We start from the raw sequence: 25,276 nt of genomic DNA on the forward strand, positions 1-25,276 counted from the left end.
ATCTACGACCGTGGCGGCGGCTCGTGCCAGGATCTTTTCCGTGATCGACCACGTGGGCATCAACTGCGCCGACTACGCAAAGTCCCAGCGGTTCTACGACGCGGTGCTGGAGACGCTGGGCTTCTCCCGGCAGCTGGATGTGGGCCCCGCCATCGGGTATGGCCGCGGGGGCAAGCCGACCTTCTGGATCTCCGGGGCGCTGGCCGGACCCAATCGCGAGGTTCACCTGGCGTTCGAGGCGCCCGACGAGGACGCCGTGCGCGCCTTCTACCGGGTGGCCGTGGAGTTGGGCGCCGAACCGCTGCACGAGCCGAGGCTCTGGCCGGAATACCACCCCGGCTACTTTGGCGCGTTCGTGCGCGACCCCGACGGCAACAACGTCGAGGCTGTCTTCCACGGCGCGCTCCCGTAGTGTCGCGAGTATGGCCCGCACCGACGATGCCGCCGTAATCCAAGACCTCCTGCGCGACGCCTTCACCCGGTTGATCGAACACGTCGACGAGATCACCGAGGGATTGACCGAGGAGGTGTCGTCCTATCGGCCGACCCCGGACGCCAACAGCATCGCGTGGCTGCTCTGGCACAGCGCGCGGGTGCAGGACCTCCAGCTGGCCGACGTGGCCGGGGTCGAGCAGGTCTGGCTGCGCGACGGGTGGGTGGACCGGTTCGGACTGGACCTGCCACAGGGCGACATGGGCTACGGGCATTCGCCCGACGACGTCGCCAAGGTGAAGGCGCCCGCGGACCTGCTGTCCGGCTACTACCACGCGGTGCACGAGCTCACCCTCGAATACCTCGGCGGGATCACCGCCGAGGAGCTGGCCCGCGTCGTGGACACCAACTGGGATCCGCCGGTGACGGCCAGCGCCCGGTTGGTCAGCATCATCGACGACTGCGCCCAGCACCTCGGGCAGGCCGCGTACGTGCGGGGGATTGCGTAGATTCGCAGGCGTGCGATTCGCGGCGAGCGTGCTGTTGTGGCTCATCACCACGCTGGCGCTGGCGGTGGCCATCCCCGCGGCGTGGACGCAGCTGCACGTCGTCGACGCCGACGGCTACGCCGCGCTGGCGCGCGGGGCGGCGGCCGACCCGGACCTGCAGTCCGCCATGGCGGCCGAACTAACCACGCGGGCAATGGCTCTCATCGCCGAACACGGCGGGGGCCGTTATCCCGTCGAGAGCTACGACGTGCACGATGCCGCCAGCGCTTTCACCGCCGGGCCAACCTTCCCGCCGCTGTTCGCCCAGGCCAACCGCGCGGCGCACGGCTGGCTGTTCGGTGACCCGGCGAGCGGCGAGAACGGCGATCAGTGGGCGGTCGACGTCGCCCCGATGCTGGGCGACGACTCGATCCGGCCGCTGCTCAGCCGTTACAACGTGACTGTTCCCGCGAAACTGGCTGTCCCGCTGACGGTTTCGATGCCACAAGCGATGCGTCAGGGGCGGCTGAGCCGGCTGTCCACCTGGGGACCGTGGGTGAGCGTGGGGGCGGCGGCGTTGTGCGGGGTCTGCGCGCTGCTCACGCTGGCCGCCGCGCGCCGGCGCGGCAAGGCGCTCAGCAGCCTGGGGGTGTCCGCCCTGCTCGTCGGCGCGGCCGGGTGGGCCGGCCTCGAGGTCGCCGGCCGCTACGTCGACAAGGCGCTCAACCGCACCACCGGCGACATCCGGCGCGTCGCCGAGGCGATGGTCGGACACGCCGAAGCCGGTGTGCACCAATGGCTCAACGTCACGCTGCTGGCCGGCGCCGCCCTGGTGGGACTCGGCGTGGTCGTCGCGATGGTCGGCAGTCTGTGGAAGAAGTCGTGAGCCGCCCTGCTACCCGAACGTGAACGAGAAGACCTGCAGGCCCTTGCTGACCCGCATGTCCAGCTGGTCGCGGTGCGCGGAGTCGTCGGCGACGATCCGGTGCAACGTGGGCGCCCCGCCGATCGGTGTGGTGGTGGTCGTGCCGTCCCGGGTCACGGTGAGCGTGCCGGTGCCGCCGATGACGGCGTAGACGTCCTTCGCGGTGTAGTTCAGCCGGACGGTGGCGTCGTCGCCCTCGGCGGTGGCGCCCTGATCGTCCAGGGTCCAGCGCCCGCGCAGGGCGAACGTGTCGTCGGCCAGGGTCGGCGGAAAGCTCAGCGTGACGGTGCCCGACGTGTAATCGCCGGTGCCGCCGTAGTTTCCGGACCTTTCGACACCGAGGTAGGTTTCGGGCGTGAGCCGGGTCTGCGGGGTGGTGTCGGCCGAACTCGTCGGCGCGGGCAGCGGCGCGCCGGGGTGGGCGTCCGCGAGCAGTTGGCGGATCAGTTTTTCGGTGCCGTCGTAGTCGCCCTCCCCGAACTTCGTGTGCCGCACTTGCCCGTTCGCGTCGATCAGGTATTCGGCCGGCCAGTACACGTTGTGGAAGTTGTTCCACGTCGCGTAGTCGTTGTCCAGGGCGATGGGGTAGGGGATGTGCAGGTCGGCGGCGCCGCTGGCCACGTTCTCGGGGACCCGCTCGAACGCGTACTCCGGCGTGTGCACCCCGATGACGACGAATCCCGCGTCGTGATACCTGTTGTACCAATCGATTACGTGTGGGATCGCGCGCTGGCAGTTGATACACGAGTAGGCCCAGAAGTCGATCAACACGACCTTGCCGCGCACCTCGGCGGGGTCCAGCGGCTTGCCGTCCGGGGTGTTGAGCCACCCGGTGACGCCGGTCAGGGCGGGCGCGGGCCCGCACTGTTGCAGCTCGTCCGAACCGCTGGAGCAGTCGCTGAGCGCCCCCTCGACGGTGACGCTGGGCGGGCTCAGCGCCAGCCCGGTGCCGCGGTTCGGCTGCTGCGCGGGGGTGGGGTTCAGGCTGTGCCCGATGTCGTTGGCGCCCAGCTTGTTCTGCATCGCCGTCGTGTAGTCGGGGACGGCTCGCTGCAGCATCGCCGGCAGGTTGAACACCAGCGCCGCGGCCAGCACGATCATCGCGATCCCGCCGGCGATCTGAATCGCACGCTGCCGTCGGCGGAACGCGGCGACGCGCTCGGCGACGCGCCGCCCGGCCAGCGCGAAGGCCAACAGCGGCACGGCATTTCCGAGGGCGAAGGTCGCGGTCAACACCAGCGCGCCCGGACCGATCGACGAGGTTCCGCCGGCGACCACGATCGCCGCGAGCACCGGACCGGCGCACGGCACGTAGAGGGCGCCCAACGTCAGACCGAGGCCGAAACCGTCTGCGTTGGCGCCGATTTGGCGCTGCGGGAGGTAGGCGAACGGCCGTTCGATCAGGTGCTGCACCGGCGGGAAGATCAGCCCCAGGCCGATGAGGGTCAACACCACCAGGGCGGCCCACCGGATCGCGTCCTGCGGCAGGTGCAGCGCCGTCAGCAGCGCGGAGCCGAGCAGGGTGGCCAGGCTGAAGCTGCACACCAGCCCCGCGATCACCAGATACGGGCGGGACACCGAACTCACGCGGCGGGAGTCGGCTCGGGTACCGCCCGCACCGGACAGCAGGATCACCGGGAGCACCGGCAGGATGCACGGCGAGATGCCGGTGATCAGCCCGCCGAGAAACCCGATCAGGGCGATGGTCTGCACGCGCTATTTCCAAGGACGCGACGGGAGCATGGTTCCACCTTTACCCGTTCGCGCCGCCGACGAGAGTGACCTCGCACAAATCACGCAACGTGCGTTATACAAATCACACGACGTGCGTTACGCTCTTCCGGTGGCGCAACTGACATTCCAGCGTGCCCGCACCGAGGAAAAGAAGCGCCAACGTGCGGAGGCCCTCGTGGAAGCCGCACGCTCGCTGGCGATGGAGACGGGCGTCGCGTCGGTCACCCTGACCGCGGTGGCGAGCCGCGCCGGAATTCACTACTCGGCGGTGCGCCGCTACTTCACCTCGCACAAGGAAGTGCTGCTGCGCCTGTCCGCCGAGGGGTGGGTGCGGTGGTCGAACACCGTGTCGGACAAGCTGGCCGAGCCCGGCGCCAAATCGCCGTCGCGCATCGCCGGGACGCTGGCCGAGGCGCTGGCCGACGATCCGCTGTTCTGCGACCTGCTGGCCAACCTGCACCTGCACCTGGAGCACGAGGTGGACGCGGAGCGGGTCATCGAGGTCAGGCGCATCAGCACCGCCGCCACGCGCTCGCTCGCCGATGCCATCGAGAGGGCGCTGCCCGAGCTCGGGCGGTCGGGGTCGCTCGACATCCTGCTGGCCGCGTACTCGCTGGCGGCCACCCTGTGGCAGGTCGCGAACCCGCCGGCGGATCTCACCGACGTCTACGCCGAGGAGCCGGAAGTGGCTCCGCCGGAGTGGAATCTGGACTTCGCGACCGCGCTGACGCGCCTGCTGACTGCCACGTGCATCGGGCTCATCGCGGAAGCCGCATGAACTCAGGGAGGGAGGCCGGTAACGCTGTGGCTTGGCGATCTTCAACCGGTGAACACGGGAAGGGACTTGGAGCGCCCATGACGACGACTGAGCCAAGGACCGAGCCGCTGCAGCAGCAGGGCTCCGCCGGCGGGGAGGGCGAAAAGGCCGCTCCGCAGCGCGCCAAGAAAAAGGGGGTTTTGGGGCGTTTCTGGCTGGTGCTCACGATCGCGGCTGTCGTCGCGCTGTCGGGTTTCGTCGTGTACCGGTTGCACGGCGTCTTCGGCGTTCACCGCGGTTCGTTCGGTGGTGGCACCTCGGGAGAGGTCCTCGACGAGTTCAACGCCAAGACGATCACGCTCCAGGTCTGGGGCCCGCCGGGCAGCACGGCGACCATCAACTACCTCGACGAAAACTCCCATCCGCAGCAGGCCCTCAACGTGCCCTTGCCCTGGAGCAAAGTATTGAGTTCAACGAAGCCCGGCATCCCGGCAAACCTGGTGGCGCAAGGCGACGGCAGTTGGATCGCCTGCCAGTTCGTGGTGAACAAGCACGACGGAAGCGGTGACGTCATCAAGACGCCGAATCGCTCGGATCCCAACCAAACCGTGAACGCCTTCGTCTATTGCCTGGACAAGTCCGCATGAGCGAGCCGGGCGAGGTTCCGCCGCGCGTCGATCAGCCGCTGATCCCGCCGTTCCTGCCGCGGATGATCCACAAGCTGGCCCTGCCGATCGTCCTGGTGTGGTTGGGCATCGTGTTCGTCACCAACACCGTGGCCCCGCAGCTGGAGGTCGTCGCCAAAACCCACTCGGTGTCGATGAGTCCGACCGACGCGGCGTCATTCCAGTCGATGATGAAGGTCGGGTCGACGTTCAAAGAGTTCAACTCCGACAACTCGGCCATGATCCTGCTGGAGGGCGACAAGCCACTCGGGGCCGAAGCGCACCGCTACTACGACGAGATCGTCAGGCGCGTCGAGCAAGACAAGAAACACGTCCAGCACGTCCAGGATTTCTGGAGCGATCCGCTCACGGCGGCGGGTTCCCAGAGCCACGACCAAAAGGCCGCGTACGTCCAGGTTTACCTCGCCGGCAACATGGGCGGCGGCCTGGCGAACGAGTCCGCCGCGGCCGTCCGCAAGATCGTGGACTCGGTACCCGCGCCGCCGGGAATCAAGGCATACGTCACCGGCGCGGGTCCGCTGTTCGCCGATCAATCCCACGCGGGTGAGAAGGGCGTAGCGAAGGTCACGCTCGTCACGTTCTTGGTGATCATCTTGATGCTGCTGTTCGTCTATCGGTCGGCGATCACCATGCTGATCATGCTCGTCATGGTGTTCATCGAACTGGCGGCGGCCCGTGGCGTCGTCGCGGTCCTGGGAAACTACGGGATCATCGGGCTTTCCACCTTCGCCAACAACATGCTGGTGCTGATGGCGATCGCCGCCGGGACCGACTACGCGATCTTCGTGGTCGGCCGCTACCACGAGGCCCGTGGTCTGGGCGAGTCGCGCGAAAAAGCGTTCTACACCATGTTCCACAGCACCGCGCATGTCGTGCTCGGGTCGGGATTGACCATCGCCGGCGCGATGTACTGCCTGAGCTTCTGCCGGCTGCCGTACTTCCAGACGCTGGGCGTGCCGTGCGCGGTCGGCATGCTGGTGGCGGTTCTCGCGGCGTTGACGCTGGGCCCGGCGGTGTTGACGGTGGCGTCGTTCTTCAAGCTCATGGACCCGAAGCGCAAGCTGCAGACCCGGGGCTGGCGTCGCATGGGCACCGCGGTGGTCCGCTGGCCCGCACCCGTTCTCGCGGTGACCATCGCGGTCGCGTTGGTCGGTCTGCTCGCCCTGCCCGGTTACAAGACGGACTACGACAACCGCCACTTCCTGCCGGCGGACACCCCGGCCAATGTCGGTTATGCCGCCGCGGATCGGCACTTCGACCAGGCTCGGCTCAATCCCGAGCTGTTGATGATCGAGACCGATCACGACCTGCGTAACCCGGCCGACTTCCTGGTCCTGGACAAGGTCGCCAAGGCGGTCTTCCACATCCCGGGTATCGGCCGCGTGCAGACCATCACCCGGCCGTTGGGCACGCCGCTCGACCACAGCACCCTCGGGTTTCAGATGGGCGCGCAAGCCGCGGGGCGGATCCAGACCCAGCACTACCAAGAGGAGCAGGCGAACAATCTGCTCAAGCAGGCCGACGAGCTGCACAAGACGATGGCAACGCTGCACGAGCAGATGCAGGTGACCCAGGATCTGAGCAACACCACGCACGAAACCACCAGGCTCACCAAGGAAACCGTGCAGATCACCGAGAGGTTGCGCGACGACATCGCCAACTTCGACGACTTCCTCCGGCCGATCCGCAGCTACTTCTACTGGGAGAAGCACTGCTACGACATCCCGGCCTGCTGGGCACTCCGGTCGGTCTTCAACGCGCTCGACGGCATCGACCAGGTGGCCGAGAACATCGTGAACCTGAGCGCGAACCTGGACAAGCTGGATCGGATCCAGCCCAAGCTGGTGGCGCTGATCCCCCCGCAGATCGAGAGCCAGCAGCGCAACCTCGACACCATCATGTCGAATTACGCGATCACACAGGGACTTAACGAACAGGCGAAAGCGCAGGCCGACAACGCCACCGCGCAGGGCGATGCCTTCGACAAGGCGAAGAACGACGACACGTTCTACCTTCCGCCGGAGGCGTTCAAGAGCCCGGATTTCGCGCGGGGTCTCAAGCAGTTCATATCGCCGAACGGGCACGCCGTCCGGCTGATCATTTCCCACGAAGGCGACCCGGCGACCCCCGAAGGCATCAACCACATCGAGCCGATCAAGCAGGCCGTGCACGAGGCGATCAAGGGCACCCCCTGGGAGGGCGCCAAGGTCTACCTCGGCGGCACCGCGGCGACGTACAAGGACATGCACGACGGCTCCGACATCGACCTGATCATCGCCGGAATCGCCGCGGCCACTTTGATTTTCGTCATCATGCTGGTGATCACCCGAAGCGTCGTGGCGGCCGTCGTGATCGTCGGCACGGTGTTGCTGTCGCTGGGCGCCTCGTTCGGACTCTCCGTGCTCTTATGGCAGTACATCCTGGGTTTGAAGTTGCACTGGATGGTGCTGGCGATGGCGGTCATCCTGCTGCTGGCGGTCGGCTCGGACTACAACCTGCTGCTGATATCGCGGTTCAAAGAGGAAATCCACGCCGGGCTCAAGACCGGGACGATCCGCGCGATGGCCGGTTCGGGCTCGGTGGTCACCTCCGCCGGTCTGGTGTTCGCCGCGACGATGGCCACGTTCATGTTCAGCCCGCTGCTGGTGATGGCCCAGGTCGGTACGACGATCGCGCTGGGTCTGCTGTTCGACACCTTGATCGTGCGGTCGTTCATGACACCGTCGCTGGCCACCTTGCTCGGGCGCTGGTTCTGGTGGCCGCAGCACGTGCGGCCACGGCCGGCCAGCACCATGCTGCGACCGTACGGACCGCGTCCCGCGGTGCGCGAGCTGATCCTCAACGACGTCGAGGAGCACCCGCCGGGCGGATTGGTACAGCCGCGCTGATCCTACGAAGCGTGAGCAGCCCGCCGCGGGTGGTCAGAAGTCCCAGTCCGCGTCCTCGGTGGCCTGGTGGGAGCCGATGACATAGGAGCTGCCCGACCCGGAGAAGAAGTCATGGTTCTCGCCGGCGCCGGGATCGAGCGCCGAGAGCACCGCTGGGTTCACCCGGCAGTCCGAGGGCCCGAACATCGGCTCGTACCCGAGGTTGGCCAGGGCCCGGTTCGCGTTGAACCGCATGTAGGGCAGTACGTCGTCGGTCCAGCCCAGGCCGTCGTACAGATCGTGGGCATAATCAATCTCGTTGGTGTACAACGCATTCAGCAGCTCGTAGGTGTACTCGCGGTGGCCGGACCGCTCTGATTCCGAAAGCTCGGCGAGTCCGCGCTGACACTTGTAGCCGATGTAGAAGCCGTGCACGGCTTCGTCGCGGATGATTAGCCGGATGATGTCGGCGGTGTTGGTGAGCTTGCCGCGCGAGGACCAGTACATCGGCAGGTAGAAACCGGAGTAGAACAGAAACGATTCCAGCATGACCGACGCCGCCTTGCGTTTGAGGGCGTCGTCCCCGCGGTAATAGTCGACGACGATCTGAGCCTTGCGCTGCAGGTGCGGATTGCGCTCGGACCAGTCGAAGGCGTCGTCGATCTGGCGGGTGGAGCACAGCGTCGAAAAGATCGAACTGTAGCTCTTGGCGTGGACCGATTCCATGAACGCGATGTTGGTCAGCACCGCCTCCTCGTGGGGCGTGACCGCATCGGCGATCATCGACACCGCGCCGACGGTGGCCTGCGTCGTATCGAGCAACGTGAGCCCGGTGAACACTCGCACGGTCGTCTGCTGCTCCTGCGCGGTCAGCGTCTGCCATGACGCCGAGTCGTTGGACAGCGGCACCTTCTCCGGCAGCCAGAAGTTGCCCGTCAGCCGATCCCATACCTGCGCGTCCTTGGGGTCGGGCAGGCGATTCCAGTTGACCGCCCGCATTCGATCCACCGATCGGATGCTCATCGCGCGCCGCCGATCTCGTCGCTGCTGCGTAGCCCGGACAGGTCGCCGCGGCGAGCGGCCTCGAAGCGGACGGCGACGTCGGCCCAATTCACGATGGACCACAGCCTGTCGACGTAGTCGGCCTTGACGTTGCGGTACTGCAGGTAGAACGCGTGCTCCCAGGCGTCGAACACCAGCAGCGGAGTGCTGGTGATCGCCACGCTGATGTGGTGATCGTGAATCTGGTGCACGACCAGACGACGCCCGATCGGGTCCCACGCCAGCGCGCCCCACCCCGAGCCCTGCACGCTGGAGGTGGCCCCGGTCATCTCGGCGCGGAACGCCTCGAATCCGCCGAAGAACTCGTCGATGGCGGCGGCCAGTTCCCCCTCGGGCCTTTCGGCGGCCTCCGGCGAGAGATTCGTCCAAAAGATCGAGTGCAAGGCATGGCCGGCGAGGTGAAACGCCAGCGTCCGCTCCAGGCCCGGCAAGTGGGCGAGGTTGCGCTCGGCACGCGCCTCGGCGAGCTGGTCGACGGTCGAGTTGGCGCCCTTGACGTAGGCGGCGTGATGCGCGTCGTGGTGCAGCTGCATGATCTCGCCGCTGATCGCGGGCTCGAGCGCACCGTAGTCATAGGTCAGGTCGGGCAGGACGTAGTGGGGCATGGCTCTCCCTCGTCGGTGTGGGCTGTCGTCCGAACATACCGCGAGATTTCGGGTAGCCAAATAATTTGTTCCGAGGTACCGTAATTCGTGTCGGTGGGTGTACCGACAGCCACGCGGCCCGCACCGGTTCTCCGGTGCGGGCCGTACCTTTCAGTGGTGGAAACGGCAGGAGGGCACACCAAAAGACTCAGCGCCCAGGAGGAGATTCCTGGGCGCTGGGTGGGTGAATACCGCTTATGCCGTGAGGATTACGACCAGTTCCAGACCGACATGTCGCCGGGCGGGTAGGTGTTGCAGATGTCGGTGGCCTTGGCGACCACGCCCTTGTTGTTCCAGAAGATCTTCATGTGGTTGGGCCAGGCCAACCACAACGGATCGGCCTGTGGCGCATAGAAGTTCTCGGAGTAGTTCCGGCGGTCGGCCGGCGACAACGCATAGAACCAGTGGGCCTTGTCGATGGCGGCCTGGTTCACGTTGGGGTGGTTGTTGAAGTCGATCATGTACCGCTGGTAGTACACCGGGCTGGTGTCCCGGGTTGCCGCCAGGATCTGCTCGGCATCACATGTGGTGTTGATCATCCGGCGGGGGATCGGGAAGTCCTCCGTGGAGTCGGCTACCGCGGTCGACGGGAAGATCGCAGCGGTAACACCCAGAGCAAGGAACGCAGCGCCTGCACGCAGGCCGGTACTCAGCCGAGACATAGCAGTTACGGTAGCACTTTTTGGCCGGACGCGGATATTTCCCAGCTGACTGCCAGGGGATCTCTAGCCTGTCTCAGTATCAGTCCCGATCAGGGACGATGACGTGTGACGGGTCCGGCCGCAGCTCCGGCGGGGCCTGGCTGTAGTCCCCGAACGGGCCGTCGCGGCGCTCGACGGCGGCGCGCACGCCCTCGTCCTCCGCGATCTTGATGAAGCCCAGGGCGTCGGGCGTATTGCGCATCAGGCCGTCGAGGATGCCGCCCAGCGTCTGGGTGGAGGCCAGGCCCATGTTCTCGTAGGCCTGGTTGACGATCAGCTTTTGCGCCTGCAACTGCGACAAGGGGATCTGCGCCAGTTCGGCCGCGATCTCGGCCACCCGCGCTTCGAGGCGCTCGAAGGGCACCGCCTCGTTGATCAGCTCGATCTCCGCGGCCTGCACGCCGGTCAGGGGACGCCCGGTCAGCGAGTGCCACTTCACCTTGGCCAGGCTCAGCCGGTAGAGCCACATCCCGGTCAGGTACGCGCCCCACATCCTGCTGTAGGGGGTGCCGATCACGGCGTCCTCGCTGGCGATGACGAGATCGGCGCACAGCGCGTAGTCGCTGGCACCGCCCACGCACCAGCCGTGCACCTGGGCGATCACCGGTTTGGACGCCCGCCAGATGGCCATGAACTTTTGCGTCGGCCCGGTCTCGCGGGCGCTGACCATCGCGAAGTCCTTGCCGGGATCCCACTTTCCGTCGCTCATCATGGATTCGCCCCAGTGCTGGAAACCGCCGCCGAAGTCGTAGCCGCCGGAGAACGCCCGGCCCGCCCCGCGCAGCACGATGACCTTGACGGCCGGGTCGCGCTCGGCCAGGCCGACCGCGGCCTCGATCTCGTCGGGCATGGGCGGCACGATCGTGTTCAGCTGCTCGGGCCGGTTCAGCGTGATGGTGGCCACCGGGCCGGCCGTGCGGTAGAGCAGGGTCTGGAAGTCGCTGCTTGGCATGGCGTCCTTAGGGGTCGGGCTGCCGGTTTTCCGGTGACGAGGCGTAGATCCGCCCGGCGATCTTCAGATACGGCGTGGTGAGGTAGGCCGAGAAGGCGACGATGGCCGAAAAGATCGCCGCCACGACGACCCCGTTGGGCCACAGCTGGCCGGTCCCCACCGCGAAGCAGGCGATGCCGATGATCGCGGTCGCCCAGTAGAACCGCCGGCCCGCGCGACGGTCGTTGATGAAGCGGTACCGTGCCTGGGCCGCCGACGCCAGGATGAAGATCAGCCCGGTCGCCAACAGGGTGAGTTCGATGCGCTGCGCCGCTGACACGTCGTCGATCCTATGACTGCGTGCGCCCGCCCAGCATCTGCCATAGGAACGAGTAGGTCAGCGCCGACTTGAAGGCGACCTGCTCGTTGTCGGCCGCACCGGCGTGGCCGCCCTCGATGTTCTCGTAGTAGAACACCGGGTGGCCGGCGGCCTCGAGGGCCGCGGTCATCTTGCGGGCGTGCCCCGGATGCACCCGGTCGTCGCGGGTGGACGTGGTCATCAGCACCGGCGGGTACCGGCGCGTCGCCGAAATGTTTTGGTAGGGCGAGTATTCGGCGATGAATTTCCAATCGTCGGGGTTGTCCGGGTCACCGTACTCGGCCACCCACGACGCGCCGGCCAGCAGCAGGTGGTAGCGCTTCATGTCCAGCAGCGGGACGCTGCACACCAGCGCGCCGAATTTCTCCGGGTACTGGGTCAGCATGATGCCCATCAGCAGGCCGCCGTTGCTGCCGCCCTGCGCGCCGAGCTGCTCGACGCGTGTGATGCCGCGGACCACCAAATCGGTTGCCACGGCGGCGAAGTCCTCGGCGACCTTGTGCCGGCCCTCGCGTATCGCCTGGGTGTGCCACTCGGGACCGTATTCGCCGCCGCCGCGGATGTTGGCCAACACGTACGTGCCGCCGCGGGCCAGCCACAGCCGCCCCAGCACGCCGCTGTAACCGGGCGTGTTCGACGATTCGAATCCGCCGTAGCCGTAGAGCAGGGTGGGCGCCGGTCCGTCGGACGCCGGGCCGGTGGGCCGCACCACGAAGTAGGGGATCGGCGTGCCGTCCTTCGACTTCACGAAGTTCTGTGTCACGGAGATGTTTTCGGCATCGAAGAACGCCGGGGCGGACTTGAGCTGTTCGAGGGCCCCGTCGTCGGTGCCCCGCATCAGCCGGGACGGTGTGTCGAATCCACTGGAATCCAGGAAGAACTCGTCGCCGGTGTCGTCGGCGGAGACGACGACGGTGTTGGTGGCGGCCGGGATCCCGGCCACGGGTTCGCGGCGCCAGGATGCCCGTGACGATCGCAAGCGCGGCGGAGCCGGGCGCAGCGGGTCGTCACCCGATGCCCGTGACGATCGCAAGCGCGGCGGAGCCGGGCGCAGCGGGTCGTCACCCGATGGCCGTGACGGGGTGACGATCTCGACGCGACTGGCCACGTCCACCAGCGAGACGATCACCAGCCGGTCGCGGGTCCACGCGTAGTGGTTGAGCGCCGTGTGTTCGTCGGGTTCGAAGACCACCTGCAATTGCGCTGTGCCGCCGAGGAATTCCTCGTAGTCGGCGGCCAGTAGCGACCCGGCGCCATAGGTAGTGCCGCCGAAGAACCAATCGCTGCGCAGCTCGACCAGCAGCCATTCGCGGTGCAGGCTCACGCTGGCGTCGGTGGGGGTGTCGATGCGGATGAGTTCCGGCCCGCGCAGCTCGTAGAGTTCTTCGTTCCAGAAGTCCAGCGCCCGCCCGATCAGGGTGCGCTCGTACCCGGGGATCCGGCTGGCGCTGGCCGCCACGTTCACGTCGGAACGGGCGCCCTCGAAGACGGTCTCGGCCTCGGCCAGGGGTGTGCCCCGGCGCCACCGCTTGACCACCCGCGGGTAGCCCGAATCGGTGAGCGTGTCGGGCCCGAAGTCGGTGCCGACCAGGACGGTGTCGGGGTCTTCCCAGCTGACCTGCGACTTGGCTTCCGGAAGTTCGAATCCGTCGGTGACGAATTCCCTTGTCAGCATGTCGAATTCGCGCACGATCGAGGCGTCCGAGCCGCCGCGGGAGAGGCTGACCAGCGCGCGGGTGTACTCGGGGTAGATGACGGCGGCGCCGGCCCACACCCATTTCTCGCCGTCGGCCCGGCCCAGTTCGTCGACGTCGATCAGCACGTCCCACTCGGGGGTATCGGTGCGGTAGCTGTCCAGCGTGGTGCGCCGCCACAGCCCGCGGGGGTTGGCCGCGTCACGCCAGAAGTTGTAGAGGTATTCGCCGCGGCGTACCACGTAGGGGATGCGGGCGTCGGTGTCGAGCACCTCGAGCGCCTCGGTGCGCATCCGCTCGAAATCGGTGTCGCGGAAGCGCGCCAGCGTCGGCTCGTTGCGCTCCCGCACCCAATCCAGCGCCTCGTCACCGGTGACGTCCTCGAGCCAGAGGTAGGGGTCTTCACTGTCCTGCGGGTCGGTGCGCGCGTGCGGCGTCGTGGAAGCGTTGGAAGCCATGGAAGCCATTGTGGCCACGGCGGTACTGTGAGGTGTATTACACGGCTGAACGAGGAGTGAGAGCAGTGACCGTTTTCGCACGTCCAGGTGCCGCCGGGGCGTTGATGTCGTATGAGTCTCGCTACGAGAACTTCATCGGGGGGCAGTGGGTTCCGCCGGCGCGGGGGCGCTACTTCGAGAACCCGACACCGGTCATCGGCCAGACGTTCTGCGAGGTGGCCCGTTCGGATGAGGCCGACGTCGACAAGGCGCTCGACGCCGCCCACGCGGCCGCGCCGGCGTGGGGCAAGACGGCGCCGGCCGAGCGGGCCGCGATCCTGAACAAGATCGCCGACCGCATCGACGAACACACCGCCGCACTGGCGGTGGCCGAGGTCTGGGACAACGGCAAGCCGATCCGCGAGGCGCTGGCCGCCGACATCCCCTTGGCGGCCGACCACTTCCGGTACTTCGCCGCGGCGCTGCGCGCCCAGGAGGGCTCGCTGAGCCAGATCGACGACGACACCGTCGCCTACCACTTCCACGAGCCGCTCGGCGTGGTCGGGCAGATCATCCCGTGGAACTTCCCCATCCTGATGGGCGCCTGGAAGCTGGCGCCCGCGTTGGCCGCCGGCAACGCGGTGGTGCTCAAACCCGCTGAGCAGACGCCGGTTTCGGTGCTCTACCTGATGTCGCTGATCGGCGACCTGCTGCCGCCCGGGGTGATCAACGTCGTCAGCGGGTTCGGTGTCGAGGCCGGTAAGCCGCTGGCATCGAGCAACCGGATCGCCAAGATCGCGTTCACCGGCGAGACCACCACGGGGCGACTGATCATGCAGTACGCGTCGCAGAACCTGATCCCGGTCACCCTCGAACTCGGGGGCAAGAGCCCCAACATCTTCTTCTCCGATGTGATGGCCAAGGCCGACGACTATCAGGACAAGGCGCTGGAGGGCTTCACGATGTTCGCCCTCAACCAGGGCGAGGTGTGCACCTGCCCGTCGCGCAGCCTGGTCCAGGCCGACATCTACGACGAGTTCCTGGAGCTGGCCGCGATCCGCACCAAGGCGGTCCGGCAGGGCGACCCGCTGGACTCTGAGACCATGCTGGGGTCGCAGGCGTCCAACGACCAGCTGGAAAAGGTGTTGTCCTACATCGAAATCGGCAAGGACGAGGGCGCCAAGGTGATCACCGGAGGCGAACGCGCCGAGCTCGGCGGCGACCTGTCCGGCGGCTTCTACATGCAGCCCACCATCCTGGGCGGCGACAACTCGATGCGGGTCTTCCAGGAGGAGATCTTCGGGCCGGTGGTGGCGGTGACGTCGTTCTCCGATTACGACGACGCCATGTCGATCGCCAACGACACCCTCTACGGCCTGGGGGCGGGGGTGTGGAGCCGCGACGGCAACACCGCCTACCGTGCCGGGCGCGACATCCAGGCCGGCCGGGTGTGGGTGAACTGCTACCACGTCTATCCCGCCCACGCGGCGTTCGGCGGCTACAAGCAGTCCGGCATCGGCCGGGAGAACCACAAGATGATGCTGGACCACTATCAGCAGACCAAGAACATGCTGGTGTCCTACTCCGAGAAGGCGCAAGGGTTCTTCTGACGCGCCGGCGACGATGCAGAGCGAAGCGATGAGGGGGAGCGGCGCCAAGGGTCTCGCGCCCGCCGGAGTGGCCATCACCGCCCCGGCCGCCGAGGTGCTGACGCGGCTGCAGGCGGCGCACGGCCCGGTGATGTTCCACCAGTCCGGCGGCTGCTGCGACGGCTCGTCGCCGATGTGCTACCCGCTCGGCGACTTCCTGGTCGGCGATCGCGACGTCCTGCTCGGGGTGCTCGACGTCGGACCCGACGGGGTGCCGGTGTGGATTTCGGGCCCACAGTACGCGGCCCACTATCGCGACAAGCACACCCAGTTGGTGATCGACGTGGTGCCCGGCCGCGGCGGCGGGTTCAGCCTGGAGGCACCCGACGGCGTCCGGTTCCTGTCCCGCGGTCGCGTCTTCACCGCCGAAGAACAGGCGTCTTTGGCCGGCGCGCCGGTCATCACGGGCGCCGGTTACGAGCAGGGTGAACGGCCCGCGACACGCGGTCCGGTGGTGGCCGACGCGGGCGCGCAGACATGCCCTGCGCCTCGGTGACCGCAGTACAGTCGAGAAAGTGATTCCCCTGCCCCGTCCCTGGTTACTGGCCGGCGCCATGCTGATCGGAAGCGCGGTCGGGGCCCTGGCGTGCGTGGCGTACACCGTCGTGGTCCACGCCAGCGTCCGCCCGGACATCGCGATCGCGTCGGTGGTCGGCATCCCCAGCGTCGTCGGGCTGACGATGATCCTGTTCTCCGGGCGCCGCTGGGTCACCGCGCTGGGCGCGTTCATCCTGGCGGCGGCGCCGGGCTGGTTCGGTGTGCTCGTCGCGTTGCGGGTGACCGCCGGTGCCTGACGACAAGGACGCCGCGAGCCCCGGGACCGAGGCCTTCGTGCCGGACTTCTCCGACGATGAACGCGAGACCGAGGACACCGGGACCCAGTCCTGGGTCCCCGATTTCGACGACGACTCCGACTCCGAGATCGCGGACACCGGCGAGCGGCCGGCGGCCACCGAGCCCGAACCCGGCGAGCCCGAACCGGAGGTCGCCGCCGGATCCGTCGTCCCGGTGCAGTCGGTCACCGTCCCCGGTCGCTACTTCTACGTCAAGTGGTGGAAGTTGGCCCTGATGCTGCTGGGCGTGTGGGCCGCCGCGGCCGTGGTCGGGCTGGGTTTGTTCTCGTGGTGGTACGGCTCGATCGACAAGACCCCGGCGCTGTTCGCGGTGCTGGTCTACGTGGCGGTGTGCGTGGTCGGCGGCGTGATGCTCGCGATGGTGCACGGCAGGCCGCTGGTTTCCGCGCTGTCGGTGGCGCTGATGTCGGGGCCGTTCGCCGCCGTGGCCGGCGCGGCACCCCTGTACGGCTACTACTACTGCGAGCGAGTGGGCCACTGCCTGGTCGGCGTCATTCCGTATTGACATGATTCCGAGGCGCCCCGCGAGTGTGGAGGTGAGGGACGAATTTCCGGCGTTTCCGGTACGTAGCGCCCACGCTCGGCGCGTTGGAAGCGGCGCGACTCACGGCGTTGTCCGCTGCGAGCCGGCGCCCACTAGGGTGGGCACGTGACTTCTCACTATGACGTCGTCGTCCTCGGGGCCGGCCCCGGCGGATATGTCGCGGCCATTCGCGCCGCACAACTCGGCCTTTCCACCGCGGTCGTCGAGCCGAAGTACTGGGGCGGGGTTTGCCTCAATGTCGGCTGCATTCCGTCCAAGGCGCTGCTGCGCAACGCCGAACTCGCGCACATCTTCACCAAAGAGGCCAAGACCTTTGGCATCAGCGGAGAGGCGACCTTCGACTACGGCGTCGCCTTCGACCGCAGCCGTAAGGTGGCAGAGGGCCGCGTCGCGGGCGTGCACTTCCTGATGAAGAAGAACAAGATCACCGAGATCCACGGCTACGGCCGGTTCACCGACGCGAACACCATCTCGGTCGAACTCAACGACGGCGGGACCGAGACGGTCACGTTCGACAACGCCATCATCGCCACCGGCAGCAGCACCCGGCTGGTTCCGGGCACCTCGCTGTCGGCCAACGTGGTCACCTACGAGGAACTGATCCTGTCCCGCGAGCTGCCTGAGTCGATCATCATCGCCGGTTGCGGAGCGATCGGCATGGAGTTCGGCTACGTGCTGCGCAACTACGGGGTCGACGTGACCGTCGTGGAGTTCTTGGCGCGCGCGCTGCCCAACGAGGACGCCGAGGTGTCCAAGGAGGTCGAGAGGCAGTTCAAGAAGCTGGGCGTCAAAATCCTCACCGGCACCAAGGTCGAGTCGATCTCCGACAACGGTGCCGAGGTGACGGTGGCCGTCAGCAAGGACGGCAACACCCAGGAGCTCAAGGCCGCGAAAGTGTTGCAGGCCATCGGTTTTGCGCCCAACGTCGAGGGCTACGGCCTCGAGGCCGCCGGGGTCGCGCTGACCGACCGCAAGGCCATCGGCATCACCGACTACATGCGCACCAACATCGAGCACATCTACGCCATCGGCGATGTCACCGGGAAGCTGCAGCTCGCCCACGTCGCTGAGGCCCAGGGCGTCGTGGCGGCCGAAACCATCGCCGGCGCAGAGACTTTGGCGCTCGGTGACTACCGGATGATGCCGCGCGCGACCTTCTGCCAGCCTCAGGTGGCCAGCTTCGGCCTCACCGAGGAGCAGGCCCGCGAGGAAGGCCACGACGTGGTGGTGGCGAAGTTCCCGTTCACCGCGAACGGCAAGGCCCACGGTGTCGGCGACCCGAGCGGGTTCGTCAAGTTGATCGCCGACTCGAAATACGGTGAGCTGCTGGGCGGTCACCTGGTGGGGCACGATGTCTCGGAGCTGCTTCCGGAGCTGACGCTAGCGCAGAAGTGGGATCTGACCGCCACCGAGCTGGCCCGCAACGTGCACACCCACCCGACCATGTCCGAGGCGCTGCAGGAATGCTTCCACGGGCTGACCGGACACATGATCAATTTCTGAGCCGCGCATGATTCGCACCGTCACGCCCCAGACGATCGCGGGCGCCGTCGCCGGCCTGGCGACCGGTTATGTCGTGTGGCTGCCGGGCATTTCGACCGGGGACAACGCGACGGCGGGCCAGTGGGGTCCGCTGGTCTTGCTGGCCTCGGTGGTGCTGGGAATCGGCGCCGCGATCTGGGGTGCCTGGCAGCGACGACGCGGGAAGCTGGGCTGGGCGGCGTTCGCCTTCGGCCTGCCGGTACTTCCCGTGGTCCTGACGCTGGCCATTTTGGCCGACGTCTACCTATAGCTGCTGCGGGTTGTCCAGCGGAATCTCGAGCGTGGCCATCGTCGCGGCCAGCCCGTCGTATTGGCTTGCCAGCAAGCAGAATTCGATCAGCTGCCGCCGGTCCAGGTGAGTCGCCAGCTCGCGCCAGGTGGCGTCGGTGACGGTGCGGTCGTTGACGAACTCGTCGGTCGCCGCCAGCAGCGCCTGCTGACGCACGGTCAGGCGCCCCTCGACCGGGTCCAGCCGTTCCGGCCACGCGAAGATCGCGGCCTGCACGCCGGCGTCGAGCCCGGCCTTGCGCGCCATCCGGCGATGGTGCTGCAGTTCGTATTCGCACGCCCGCAGGTGTCCGACCCGCAGGATCACCAGCTCGGTGTCGATGGTCGGGAGCTTCCCGCGCAGCAGCCGGCCCCCGTAGGCCAGCCACGTCCAAAACAGCAACTGGCGCTGGCCCAGGGTCGTGAACAGGTGCATCTCCGGTGCGCGCACGGTGCGCGCGCCCAGCTTCGCGATCACCCAATTGATCGGTCCCAGTTGGCGGAATCGCCCCGGCGGGATGCGGCCGTCGGGACTCACGGTTGCGTCACCAGGTACGGGGACACCGTGCTGCGATGCTCGTCGAGATCGAGCGCGCGCCCGAGCGCCGGGAAGGCGCGCTGCGGACAGTTGTCGCGCTCACAGACCCGGCATCCCGCGCCGATCGGTGTGGAGATTTCCCCCGACAAGTCGAGTCCTTCCGAGTAGACGAGCCGGTGCGCGTGGCGAAGCTCGCACCCCAGGCCGATCGCGAAGGTCTTACCGGGCTGACCATACCGGGCCGCGCGTCGTTCCACGGTGCGGGCCACCCACATGTAGTTGCGGCCGTCGGGCATCTGCGCGATCTGGACCAGGATCTTGCCCGGGTTGGCGAAGGTTTCGTAGACGTTCCACAGCGGGCAGGTGCCTCCGCTGGAGGAGAAATGAAAACCGGTGGCGGACTGGCGTTTTGACATGTTGCCGGCGCGGTCGACCCGGACGAAGGAGAACGGCACCCCGCGCATCGACGGGCGCTGCATCGTCGAGAGCCGGTGCGCGATGGTCTCGTAGCTGATCGAGTAGAACGAGGACAACCGTTCGACGTCGTAGCGGAAATTCTCTGCGACGTCGTGGAATTGGCGGTAGGGGAGCACGGCGGCCGCGGCGAAGTAGTTGGCCAGACCGAGCCGGGCCAGCGTATGCGACTCGTCGCTGGTGAACTTGCCCTGCGCGACCAGGTCATCGATCAGGTCCCCGAACTCGAGGTAGGCCAGTTCGGCGGCCATCTTGAACACCTGCTGCCCCAGCGAGAGGTGATTGCTGATCTCCAGCGTCTTGGTGGCGGGGTCGTAGCGGTGCAGCACGGTGTCGCCGAGATCGATGCGGCGGTTGATGTGCACCCCGTGCACCTCGGTGAGCCGGCGCGTCAACTCCCGGGCCAGATCGCCGTGGTGCAACCGCATCTTGATGGTGAGCTCCTCGGCGGCGGTGTCCAGCTCGTGCAGGTAGTTCTGCCGTTGGTAGAAGTAGTCGCGCACCTCCTCGTGCGGCATGGTGATCGATCCGCTGCCGCTGCCGTCGGAGAACCGCTCCTCGGTGGCGGCCGCCAGCTGCGCGGTGGTGATCCGGTAACGGCGGTGCAGGTTGACCACCGCCCGCGCCAACCCGGGATGAGCGCTGACCATCTCGGCGACCTCGGTCGGGTCGACGTCGATGTCGAGGTCGCGGTCGAGGGTGACCTCGCGCAGCTCGGCGACCAGACGGGTGTCGTCCTGTGAGGAGAAGAACGTGGCGTCCACCCCGAACACCTCGGTGATGCGCAGCAGCACGGCCACCGTCAGGGGGCGAACGTCGTGCTCGATCTGGTTGAGGTAGCTCGGGGAGATTTCCAGCATCTGAGCCAGCGCGGCCTGGGAAAACCCGCGCTCGTTGCGCAGCTGGCGGACCCGCGAGCCGACGAACGTCTTGGACACCTCACCGAGGTTACCGGCCTTGCGAAGCTTTGGTTCGCAGAGTTGGCACCGGGTCTCGCGCGTCGCGATTGGTGTTCGATGGCCCTCGTTGGCATTATTCGACCGGGGCCTCGGGCCTTAACCTGGGGTAACCGCGAGGAGGAAACGGGGAGCGCACCGTGAGCCTGGATAAACAACTGATGCCGGTGCCCGACGGTCACCCGGACGTTTTCGACCGCCAGTGGCCGTTGCGGGTCGGGGATATCGACCGCACGGGCCGGCTGCGACTGGACGCCGCGTGCCGGCACATCCAGGACATCGGCCAGGACCAGCTACGCGAGATGGGTTTCGAGGAGACCCATCCGCTGTGGATCGTCCGGCGCACCATGATCGACCTGATCCGACCGGTCGAATTCAGCGACATGCTGCGGATGCGCAGATGGTGCTCGGGCACCTCCAATCGCTGGTGCGAGATGCGGGTCCGCATCGACGGCAAGCGCAAGGGCGGGCTCATCGAGTCCGAGGCCTTCTGGATCAACATCAACCGGGAGACCCAGATGCCCTCGCGCATCGCCGACGACTTCCTGGCGGGCCTCCACAAGACCACGTCGGTCGACCGGCTGCGATGGAAGTCCTATCTGAAGCCGGGCAGCCGGGACGACGCGGTCGAGATCCACGAGTTTCCCGTCCGGGTCACCGACATCGACCTGTTCGACCACATGAACAACTCGGTGTACTGGAGCGTGGTCGAGGACTACCTGGCCTCGCACACCGAGCTGATGCAGGCGCCGTTGCGCATCACGATCGAGCACGAGGCGCCGGTGGCGCTGGGGGACAAGCTGGAGATCATCTCGCACATCCACCCCGCCGGATCGACCGAGCAATTCGGTCCCGACCTGGCCGATCGCACTGTTACAACGCTCACATACGCCGTCGGCGACGAGACGAAAGCCGTCGCGTCGATCTTTGCTAGGTAACAGGACAAGCGTCCCGGTTAAATTGCCCTCTGACCTGCGGCTTTGGGGTTACTGACGGGTAGCTTCTGAAACGGTCAAGCAAGTTAGCAACTTAACAAGATTCGCAAATTCGCCCGTTCCCGTTGCTGAAATTGGCAATTGAAACGGGTGGACCGGCCCCCCTGAGCTGTGCCATCTTCGAGTTAGCACACCAGTGAAGTTGAGCCGCTAGCTACCGCCGGTGAGGCGTTCAGCAACCCAGTAGTGAAGATCGTGAAGGAGCATGCCCATGTCTGTCGTTGGCACCCCCAAGAGCGCCGAACAGATTCAGAAGGACTGGGACACCAACCCGCGGTGGAAGGACGTCACCCGCACCTACAGCGCCAAGGACGTCGTCGCCCTGCAGGGCACCGTCGTCGAGGAGGCCACCCTGGCCCGCCGCGGCGCCGAGGTGCTGTGGGAGCAGCTCCACGACCTCGAGTACATCAACGCGCTCGGCGCGCTGACCGGGAACATGGCCGTCCAGCAGGTGCGCGCCGGCCTCAAGGCCATCTACCTGTCCGGGTGGCAGGTCGCCGGGGACGCGAACCTGTCCGGGCACACCTACCCCGACCAGAGCCTCTACCCGGCCAACTCGGTGCCCCAGGTGGTCCGCCGGATCAACAACGCGCTGCTGCGCGCCGACGAGATCGCCAAGGTCGAGGGCGACACCTCGGTGAAGAACTGGCTGGCCCCCATCGTCGCCGACGGTGAGGCCGGTTTCGGTGGCGCGCTCAACGTCTACGAGCTGCAGAAGGCCATGATCGCGGCCGGTGTGGCGGGCTCGCACTGGGAGGACCAGCTGGCTTCGGAGAAGAAGTGTGGTCACCTGGGCGGCAAGGTGCTGATCCCGACCCAGCAGCACATCCGCACCCTGACCTCGGCCCGGCTGGCAGCCGACGTGTGCGACGTGCCGACCGTCGTCATCGCCCGGACCGACGCCGAGGCGGCCACCCTGATCACCTCGGACGTCGACGAGCGTGACCAGCCGTTCATCACCGGTGAGCGCACCAAGGAGGGCTTCTACCGGGTCCGCAACGGCCTGGAGCCCTGCATCGCCCGGGCCAAGGCGTACGCGCCGTACTCCGACCTGATCTGGATGGAGACCGGCACTCCGGACCTCGAACTCGCCGCGAAGTTCGCCGAGGGCGTCAAGTCCGAGTTCCCCGACCAGATGCTGGCCTACAACTGCTCGCCGTCGTTCAACTGGAAGAAGCACCTTGACGACTCCACCATCGCGAAGTTCCAAAAGGAGCTCGGCGCAATGGGATTCAAGTTCCAGTTCATCACCCTGGCTGGCTTCCACGCCCTGAACTACTCGATGTTCGACCTGGCCTACGGCTACGCCCGCAACCAGATGAGCGCCTACGTCGAGCTGCAGGAGCGCGAGTTCGCCGCCGAGGAGCGTGGCTACACCGCCACCAAGCACCAGCGTGAGGTGGGTGCCGGTTACTTCGACCGCATCGCCACCACGGTCGACCCGAGCTCGTCGACCACCGCGCTGACCGGCTCCACCGAAGAGGGGCAGTTTCACTGAGCCCGAGCGGCGCAGGCCGCGAGGACGAAGTGAAACCGACGGCTTGAGTCACTGAGCCCGAGCGGCGCAGGCCGCGAGGACGAAGTGAAACCGACGGCTTGAGTCACTGAGCCCGAGCGGTGCAGGCCGCGAGGACGAAGTGAAACCGACGGCTTGAGTCACTGAGCCCGAGCGGCGCAGGCCGCGAGCGGCGCATGCCGCAAGCGCGCCGAGCGTGCATCGGTGGTGAGAATTCGGCCGAACTTTCGCCCTGAGTACACGCTCGTCGCACCGAAAATGAGATGAAGTAGCGTAGGCCCCGCCCAGGCCAACCCTGGGCGGGGCCTATTGCGGTGCAAGACGATACGGTCACCGCAGAGAACCGGAGAGAATTGAAGTGAGTGACGCAGCGATTCAGCGAGTAGGCGTAGTCGGGGCCGGCCAGATGGGATCCGGCATCGCCGAGGTCTCGGTCCGCGCCGACGTCGACGTGACGGTGTTCGAGACCACCGAGGCCCTCATCGCGGCGGGACGCAACCGCATCGTCAAGTCGCTGGAGCGCGGCGTCAGCGCGGGCAAGGTCACCGAGCGCGAACGCGACCGCGCGCTGAGAAAGCTCACCTTCACCACGGACCTGAACGACCTCGCCGACCGCCAACTGGTCATCGAGGCGATCATCGAGGACGACGCCGTCAAGGCACAGGTCTTCGCCGAACTCGACCGGGTGATCACCGATCCCGACGCGGTGCTGGCGTCCAACACCTCCAGCATCCCGATCATGAAGATCGCCGCGGCCACCAAGAACCCGCAACGCGTGCTGGGTCTGCACTTCTTCAACCCGGTGCCGGTGTTGCCGCTGGTCGAGTTGGTCAGCACGCTGGTCACCGACGAGGCCGCCGCCGCGCGCACCGAGGAGTTCGCGAGCGCGGTCCTGGGCAAGCAGGTAGTGCGCTGCTCGGACCGGTCCGGCTTCGTGGTGAACGCGTTGCTGGTGCCCTACCTGCTATCGGCGATCCGCATGGTGGAGGCCGGATTTGCCACGGTCGAGGATGTGGACAAGGCTGTGGTGGCCGGGCTGTCGCACCCGATGGGCCCGCTGCGCCTGTCCGACCTGGTCGGCCTGGACACCTTGAAGTTGATCGCGGACAAGATGTTCGAGGAGTTCAAGGAGCCGCAGTACGGGCCGCCGCCGCTGCTGCTGCGCATGGTGGAGGCCGGCCGGCTCGGCAAGAAGACCGGCCAGGGCTTCTACAAGTACTGACCACTCGCGGGTGACATACCGCGGGGCGCATGACACGCTGGCCGCTATGCCGTCGGCTAGTATGCGTGCGTTTAATACGACGAAAGGTATGTACCGCGGATGACGAGGCTTGAGCCGTATTACGAGGAGTCGCAGTCCATCTACGACGTCTCGGACGAATTCTTCGCATTGTTTCTCGACCCGACGATGGCCTACACGTGCGCCTATTTCGAGCGCGACGACATGACCCTCGAAGAGGCCCAGAATGCGAAATTCGACCTGGCGCTGGGAAAGCTGAACCTCGAGCCTGGGATGACCCTGCTGGACATCGGCTGCGGCTGGGGCGGCGCGCTCAAACGGGCCGTCGAGCGCTACGACGTCAACGTCATCGGAATCACGCTGAGCCGCAACCAATTCGAGTACAGCAAGAAGATGCTGGCCGGATTGCCGACGGACCGCAACATCGAAGTGCGCCTGCAGGGCTGGGAAGAGTTCGAGGACAAGGTCGACCGGATCGTGACGATCGGCGCCTTCGAGGCCTTCAAGATGGAGCGCTATCCCGCATTTTTCGATCTCGCCTATGACATCCTTCCCGACGACGGCCGGATGCTTTTGCACACCATTTTGATGTATCAGTGGCAGGAATATCCCGCTCTCGGCGTCACATTGACGATGAGCGATATCCGGTTCGCGCGATTCATCGGCCAGGAGATTTTCCCGGGTGGCCAACTGCCGGCGCAGGAGGACATTTTCAAGTTCGGCGAGGCCGCCGGATTCTCGGTCGAGCGGGTGCAGTTGCTGCAGGAGCATTACGCGCGGACCCTCAACATCTGGGCGGCGAATCTGGAAGCCAACAAGGAAAAGGCGATCGCCGTCCAATCCCAAGAGGTCTACGACAAGTACATGCACTATCTGACCGGGTGCGAGAATTTCTTCCGCAAGGGCATCAGCAACGTGGGGCAATTCACGTTGGTCAAATAGCCCAGTCGAGTCAGCCCCGAAC

25 protein-coding genes are annotated in these 25,276 nt (G+C 66.7%); 16 read left to right on the forward strand and 9 right to left on the reverse strand.

The window, feature by feature from the left end:
* Positions 1-40: 40 nt before the first annotated feature.
* Genes QGN30_RS05260 through QGN30_RS05270 form a run of 3 tightly spaced genes read left to right on the forward strand, consistent with a single transcriptional unit; the run spans position 41 to position 1,806 of the window.
* Positions 41-412 carry a VOC family protein gene (locus QGN30_RS05260; RefSeq protein WP_008261301.1) on the forward strand — a complete coding sequence of 124 codons (372 nt, stop codon included), beginning with the start codon at positions 41-43 and terminating at the stop codon, positions 410-412.
* A 10-nt stretch (positions 413-422) separates the two neighbouring features.
* Positions 423-941, forward strand: a complete 519-nt coding sequence (locus QGN30_RS05265; protein ID WP_009953511.1) for a mycothiol transferase — start codon at positions 423-425, stop codon at positions 939-941.
* Positions 942-951: 10 nt separating this feature from the next.
* The gene (locus tag QGN30_RS05270) at positions 952-1,806 is read left to right on the forward strand and encodes a hypothetical protein (protein WP_248923251.1); all 855 of its coding nucleotides are present in this window, start codon (positions 952-954) and stop codon (positions 1,804-1,806) included.
* A gap of 9 nt (positions 1,807-1,815) precedes the next feature.
* Here QGN30_RS05270 and QGN30_RS05275 read toward each other — a convergent pair whose 3' ends face one another.
* On the reverse strand, positions 1,816-3,558 hold the full coding sequence (locus QGN30_RS05275) for a cytochrome c biogenesis protein DipZ (RefSeq protein WP_038537759.1): 1,743 nt from the start codon (positions 3,556-3,558) through the stop codon (positions 1,816-1,818).
* Positions 3,559-3,670: 112 nt separating this feature from the next.
* Here QGN30_RS05275 and QGN30_RS05280 point away from each other — a divergent pair, with 112 nt between their 5' ends.
* The 3 genes from QGN30_RS05280 (at position 3,671) to QGN30_RS05290 (ending at position 7,910) form a co-directional block, all read left to right on the forward strand.
* A complete protein-coding gene (locus QGN30_RS05280) occupies positions 3,671-4,357 on the forward strand; it encodes a TetR family transcriptional regulator (RefSeq protein ID WP_085976859.1) in 687 nt (228 codons plus the stop codon).
* Between the two features lie 77 nt (positions 4,358-4,434).
* Positions 4,435-4,983 (forward strand): MmpS family transport accessory protein, encoded by a 549-nt coding sequence (locus QGN30_RS05285; protein ID WP_008261293.1) that lies wholly within the window; start codon positions 4,435-4,437, stop codon positions 4,981-4,983.
* Positions 4,980-7,910, forward strand: coding sequence for an MMPL/RND family transporter (locus tag QGN30_RS05290; protein ID WP_009953516.1), 2,931 nt, complete (start codon positions 4,980-4,982; stop codon positions 7,908-7,910). The genes QGN30_RS05285 and QGN30_RS05290 overlap by 4 nt, the downstream gene beginning before the upstream one ends.
* 33 nt (positions 7,911-7,943) lie before the next feature.
* Here QGN30_RS05290 and nrdF read toward each other — a convergent pair whose 3' ends face one another.
* The 6 genes from nrdF to QGN30_RS05320 form a co-directional block, all read right to left on the reverse strand.
* Positions 7,944-8,912, reverse strand: coding sequence for a class 1b ribonucleoside-diphosphate reductase subunit beta (gene nrdF / locus QGN30_RS05295; RefSeq protein WP_038537756.1), 969 nt, complete (start codon positions 8,910-8,912; stop codon positions 7,944-7,946).
* Complete coding sequence (locus QGN30_RS05300) at positions 8,909-9,556, reverse strand: superoxide dismutase (RefSeq protein ID WP_009953519.1); 648 nt, start codon at positions 9,554-9,556, stop codon at positions 8,909-8,911. The genes nrdF and QGN30_RS05300 overlap by 4 nt, the downstream gene beginning before the upstream one ends.
* Positions 9,557-9,804: 248 nt before the next feature.
* Positions 9,805-10,257, reverse strand: coding sequence for a DUF5078 domain-containing protein (locus tag QGN30_RS05305; protein WP_014383367.1), 453 nt, complete (start codon positions 10,255-10,257; stop codon positions 9,805-9,807).
* Between the two features lie 79 nt (positions 10,258-10,336).
* Positions 10,337-11,248, reverse strand: coding sequence for a crotonase/enoyl-CoA hydratase family protein (locus QGN30_RS05310; RefSeq protein WP_008261283.1), 912 nt, complete (start codon positions 11,246-11,248; stop codon positions 10,337-10,339).
* 7 nt (positions 11,249-11,255) lie between these two features.
* Complete coding sequence (locus QGN30_RS05315) at positions 11,256-11,567, reverse strand: hypothetical protein (RefSeq protein ID WP_008261279.1); 312 nt, start codon at positions 11,565-11,567, stop codon at positions 11,256-11,258.
* 10 nt (positions 11,568-11,577) lie between these two features.
* A complete protein-coding gene (locus QGN30_RS05320; protein ID WP_248923250.1) occupies positions 11,578-13,758 on the reverse strand; it encodes a prolyl oligopeptidase family serine peptidase in 2,181 nt (726 codons plus the stop codon).
* 65 nt (positions 13,759-13,823) lie between these two features.
* On the opposite strand from QGN30_RS05320, the gene exaC reads away from it, so the two are divergent.
* The 6 genes from exaC to QGN30_RS05350 all read left to right on the forward strand — a co-directional run bounded on the left by exaC (position 13,824) and on the right by QGN30_RS05350 (position 18,576).
* On the forward strand, positions 13,824-15,347 hold the full coding sequence (gene exaC / locus QGN30_RS05325; RefSeq protein WP_038537753.1) for an acetaldehyde dehydrogenase ExaC: 1,524 nt from the start codon (positions 13,824-13,826) through the stop codon (positions 15,345-15,347).
* A gap of 28 nt (positions 15,348-15,375) precedes the next feature.
* On the forward strand, positions 15,376-15,882 hold the full coding sequence (locus tag QGN30_RS05330) for a DUF779 domain-containing protein (RefSeq protein WP_051475351.1): 507 nt from the start codon (positions 15,376-15,378) through the stop codon (positions 15,880-15,882).
* 19 nt (positions 15,883-15,901) lie between these two features.
* Entirely contained in the window at positions 15,902-16,180 is a 279-nt protein-coding gene (locus tag QGN30_RS05335; protein ID WP_026071173.1) for a putative holin, read from the forward strand.
* A complete protein-coding gene (locus QGN30_RS05340; RefSeq protein WP_038537751.1) occupies positions 16,173-16,745 on the forward strand; it encodes a hypothetical protein in 573 nt (190 codons plus the stop codon). Before QGN30_RS05335 ends, QGN30_RS05340 begins: the two co-directional genes overlap by 8 nt.
* 144 nt (positions 16,746-16,889) lie before the next feature.
* A complete protein-coding gene (gene lpdA, locus QGN30_RS05345; protein WP_014383364.1) occupies positions 16,890-18,287 on the forward strand; it encodes a dihydrolipoyl dehydrogenase in 1,398 nt (465 codons plus the stop codon).
* A 7-nt stretch (positions 18,288-18,294) separates the two neighbouring features.
* Entirely contained in the window at positions 18,295-18,576 is a 282-nt protein-coding gene (locus QGN30_RS05350; protein WP_248923249.1) for a hypothetical protein, read from the forward strand.
* Here the strand turns inward: QGN30_RS05350 and QGN30_RS05355 are convergent.
* Both QGN30_RS05355 and ramB read right to left on the reverse strand, forming a co-directional pair.
* Entirely contained in the window at positions 18,571-19,131 is a 561-nt protein-coding gene (locus QGN30_RS05355; protein ID WP_014383363.1) for a carboxymuconolactone decarboxylase family protein, read from the reverse strand. The genes QGN30_RS05350 and QGN30_RS05355 overlap by 6 nt on opposite strands.
* Positions 19,128-20,543 carry an acetate metabolism transcriptional regulator RamB gene (gene ramB / locus QGN30_RS05360; protein WP_008261266.1) on the reverse strand — a complete coding sequence of 472 codons (1,416 nt, stop codon included), beginning with the start codon at positions 20,541-20,543 and terminating at the stop codon, positions 19,128-19,130. The genes QGN30_RS05355 and ramB overlap by 4 nt, the downstream gene beginning before the upstream one ends.
* Positions 20,544-20,701: 158 nt before the next feature.
* On the opposite strand from ramB, the gene QGN30_RS05365 reads away from it, so the two are divergent.
* The 4 genes from QGN30_RS05365 (at position 20,702) to QGN30_RS05380 (ending at position 25,254) form a co-directional block, all read left to right on the forward strand.
* Complete coding sequence (locus QGN30_RS05365; RefSeq protein WP_008261265.1) at positions 20,702-21,499, forward strand: acyl-[acyl-carrier-protein] thioesterase; 798 nt, start codon at positions 20,702-20,704, stop codon at positions 21,497-21,499.
* A gap of 268 nt (positions 21,500-21,767) precedes the next feature.
* Positions 21,768-23,054 (forward strand): isocitrate lyase, encoded by a 1,287-nt coding sequence (aceA, locus tag QGN30_RS05370; protein ID WP_008261263.1) that lies wholly within the window; start codon positions 21,768-21,770, stop codon positions 23,052-23,054.
* 376 nt (positions 23,055-23,430) lie between these two features.
* Positions 23,431-24,294: a 3-hydroxybutyryl-CoA dehydrogenase gene (locus tag QGN30_RS05375; protein ID WP_038537747.1), complete on the forward strand. Its 864-nt coding sequence runs from the start codon at positions 23,431-23,433 to the stop codon at positions 24,292-24,294.
* 99 nt (positions 24,295-24,393) lie between these two features.
* Positions 24,394-25,254, forward strand: a complete 861-nt coding sequence (locus QGN30_RS05380) for a cyclopropane mycolic acid synthase family methyltransferase (RefSeq protein ID WP_038537744.1) — start codon at positions 24,394-24,396, stop codon at positions 25,252-25,254.
* The last annotated feature ends 22 nt before the right edge of the window (positions 25,255-25,276 follow it).

Source organism: Mycobacterium sp. 3-98, assembly GCF_035918355.1.
Classification (GTDB): Bacteria; Actinomycetota; Actinomycetes; order Mycobacteriales; family Mycobacteriaceae; genus Mycobacterium; species Mycobacterium intracellulare.

Excerpts from the sequence above, each read along its gene's own strand:
- QGN30_RS05265 (WP_009953511.1), top strand. The coding sequence starts at position 423 with ATGGCCCGCACCGACGATGCCGCCGTAATCCAAGACCTCCTGCGCGAC.
- QGN30_RS05285 (WP_008261293.1), top strand. The coding sequence starts at position 4,435 with ATGACGACGACTGAGCCAAGGACCGAGCCGCTGCAGCAGCAGGGCTCC.
- QGN30_RS05290 (WP_009953516.1), top strand. The coding sequence starts at position 4,980 with ATGAGCGAGCCGGGCGAGGTTCCGCCGCGCGTCGATCAGCCGCTGATC.
- nrdF (WP_038537756.1), bottom strand. The coding sequence starts at position 8,912 with ATGAGCATCCGATCGGTGGATCGAATGCGGGCGGTCAACTGGAATCGC.
- QGN30_RS05300 (WP_009953519.1), bottom strand. The coding sequence starts at position 9,556 with ATGCCCCACTACGTCCTGCCCGACCTGACCTATGACTACGGTGCGCTC.
- QGN30_RS05305 (WP_014383367.1), bottom strand. The coding sequence starts at position 10,257 with ATGTCTCGGCTGAGTACCGGCCTGCGTGCAGGCGCTGCGTTCCTTGCT.
- QGN30_RS05310 (WP_008261283.1), bottom strand. The coding sequence starts at position 11,248 with ATGCCAAGCAGCGACTTCCAGACCCTGCTCTACCGCACGGCCGGCCCG.
- QGN30_RS05320 (WP_248923250.1), bottom strand. The coding sequence starts at position 13,758 with ATGGCTTCCAACGCTTCCACGACGCCGCACGCGCGCACCGACCCGCAG.
- QGN30_RS05330 (WP_051475351.1), top strand. The coding sequence starts at position 15,376 with ATGAGGGGGAGCGGCGCCAAGGGTCTCGCGCCCGCCGGAGTGGCCATC.
- QGN30_RS05350 (WP_248923249.1), top strand. The coding sequence starts at position 18,295 with ATGATTCGCACCGTCACGCCCCAGACGATCGCGGGCGCCGTCGCCGGC.
- aceA (WP_008261263.1), top strand. The coding sequence starts at position 21,768 with ATGTCTGTCGTTGGCACCCCCAAGAGCGCCGAACAGATTCAGAAGGAC.
- QGN30_RS05380 (WP_038537744.1), top strand. The coding sequence starts at position 24,394 with ATGACGAGGCTTGAGCCGTATTACGAGGAGTCGCAGTCCATCTACGAC.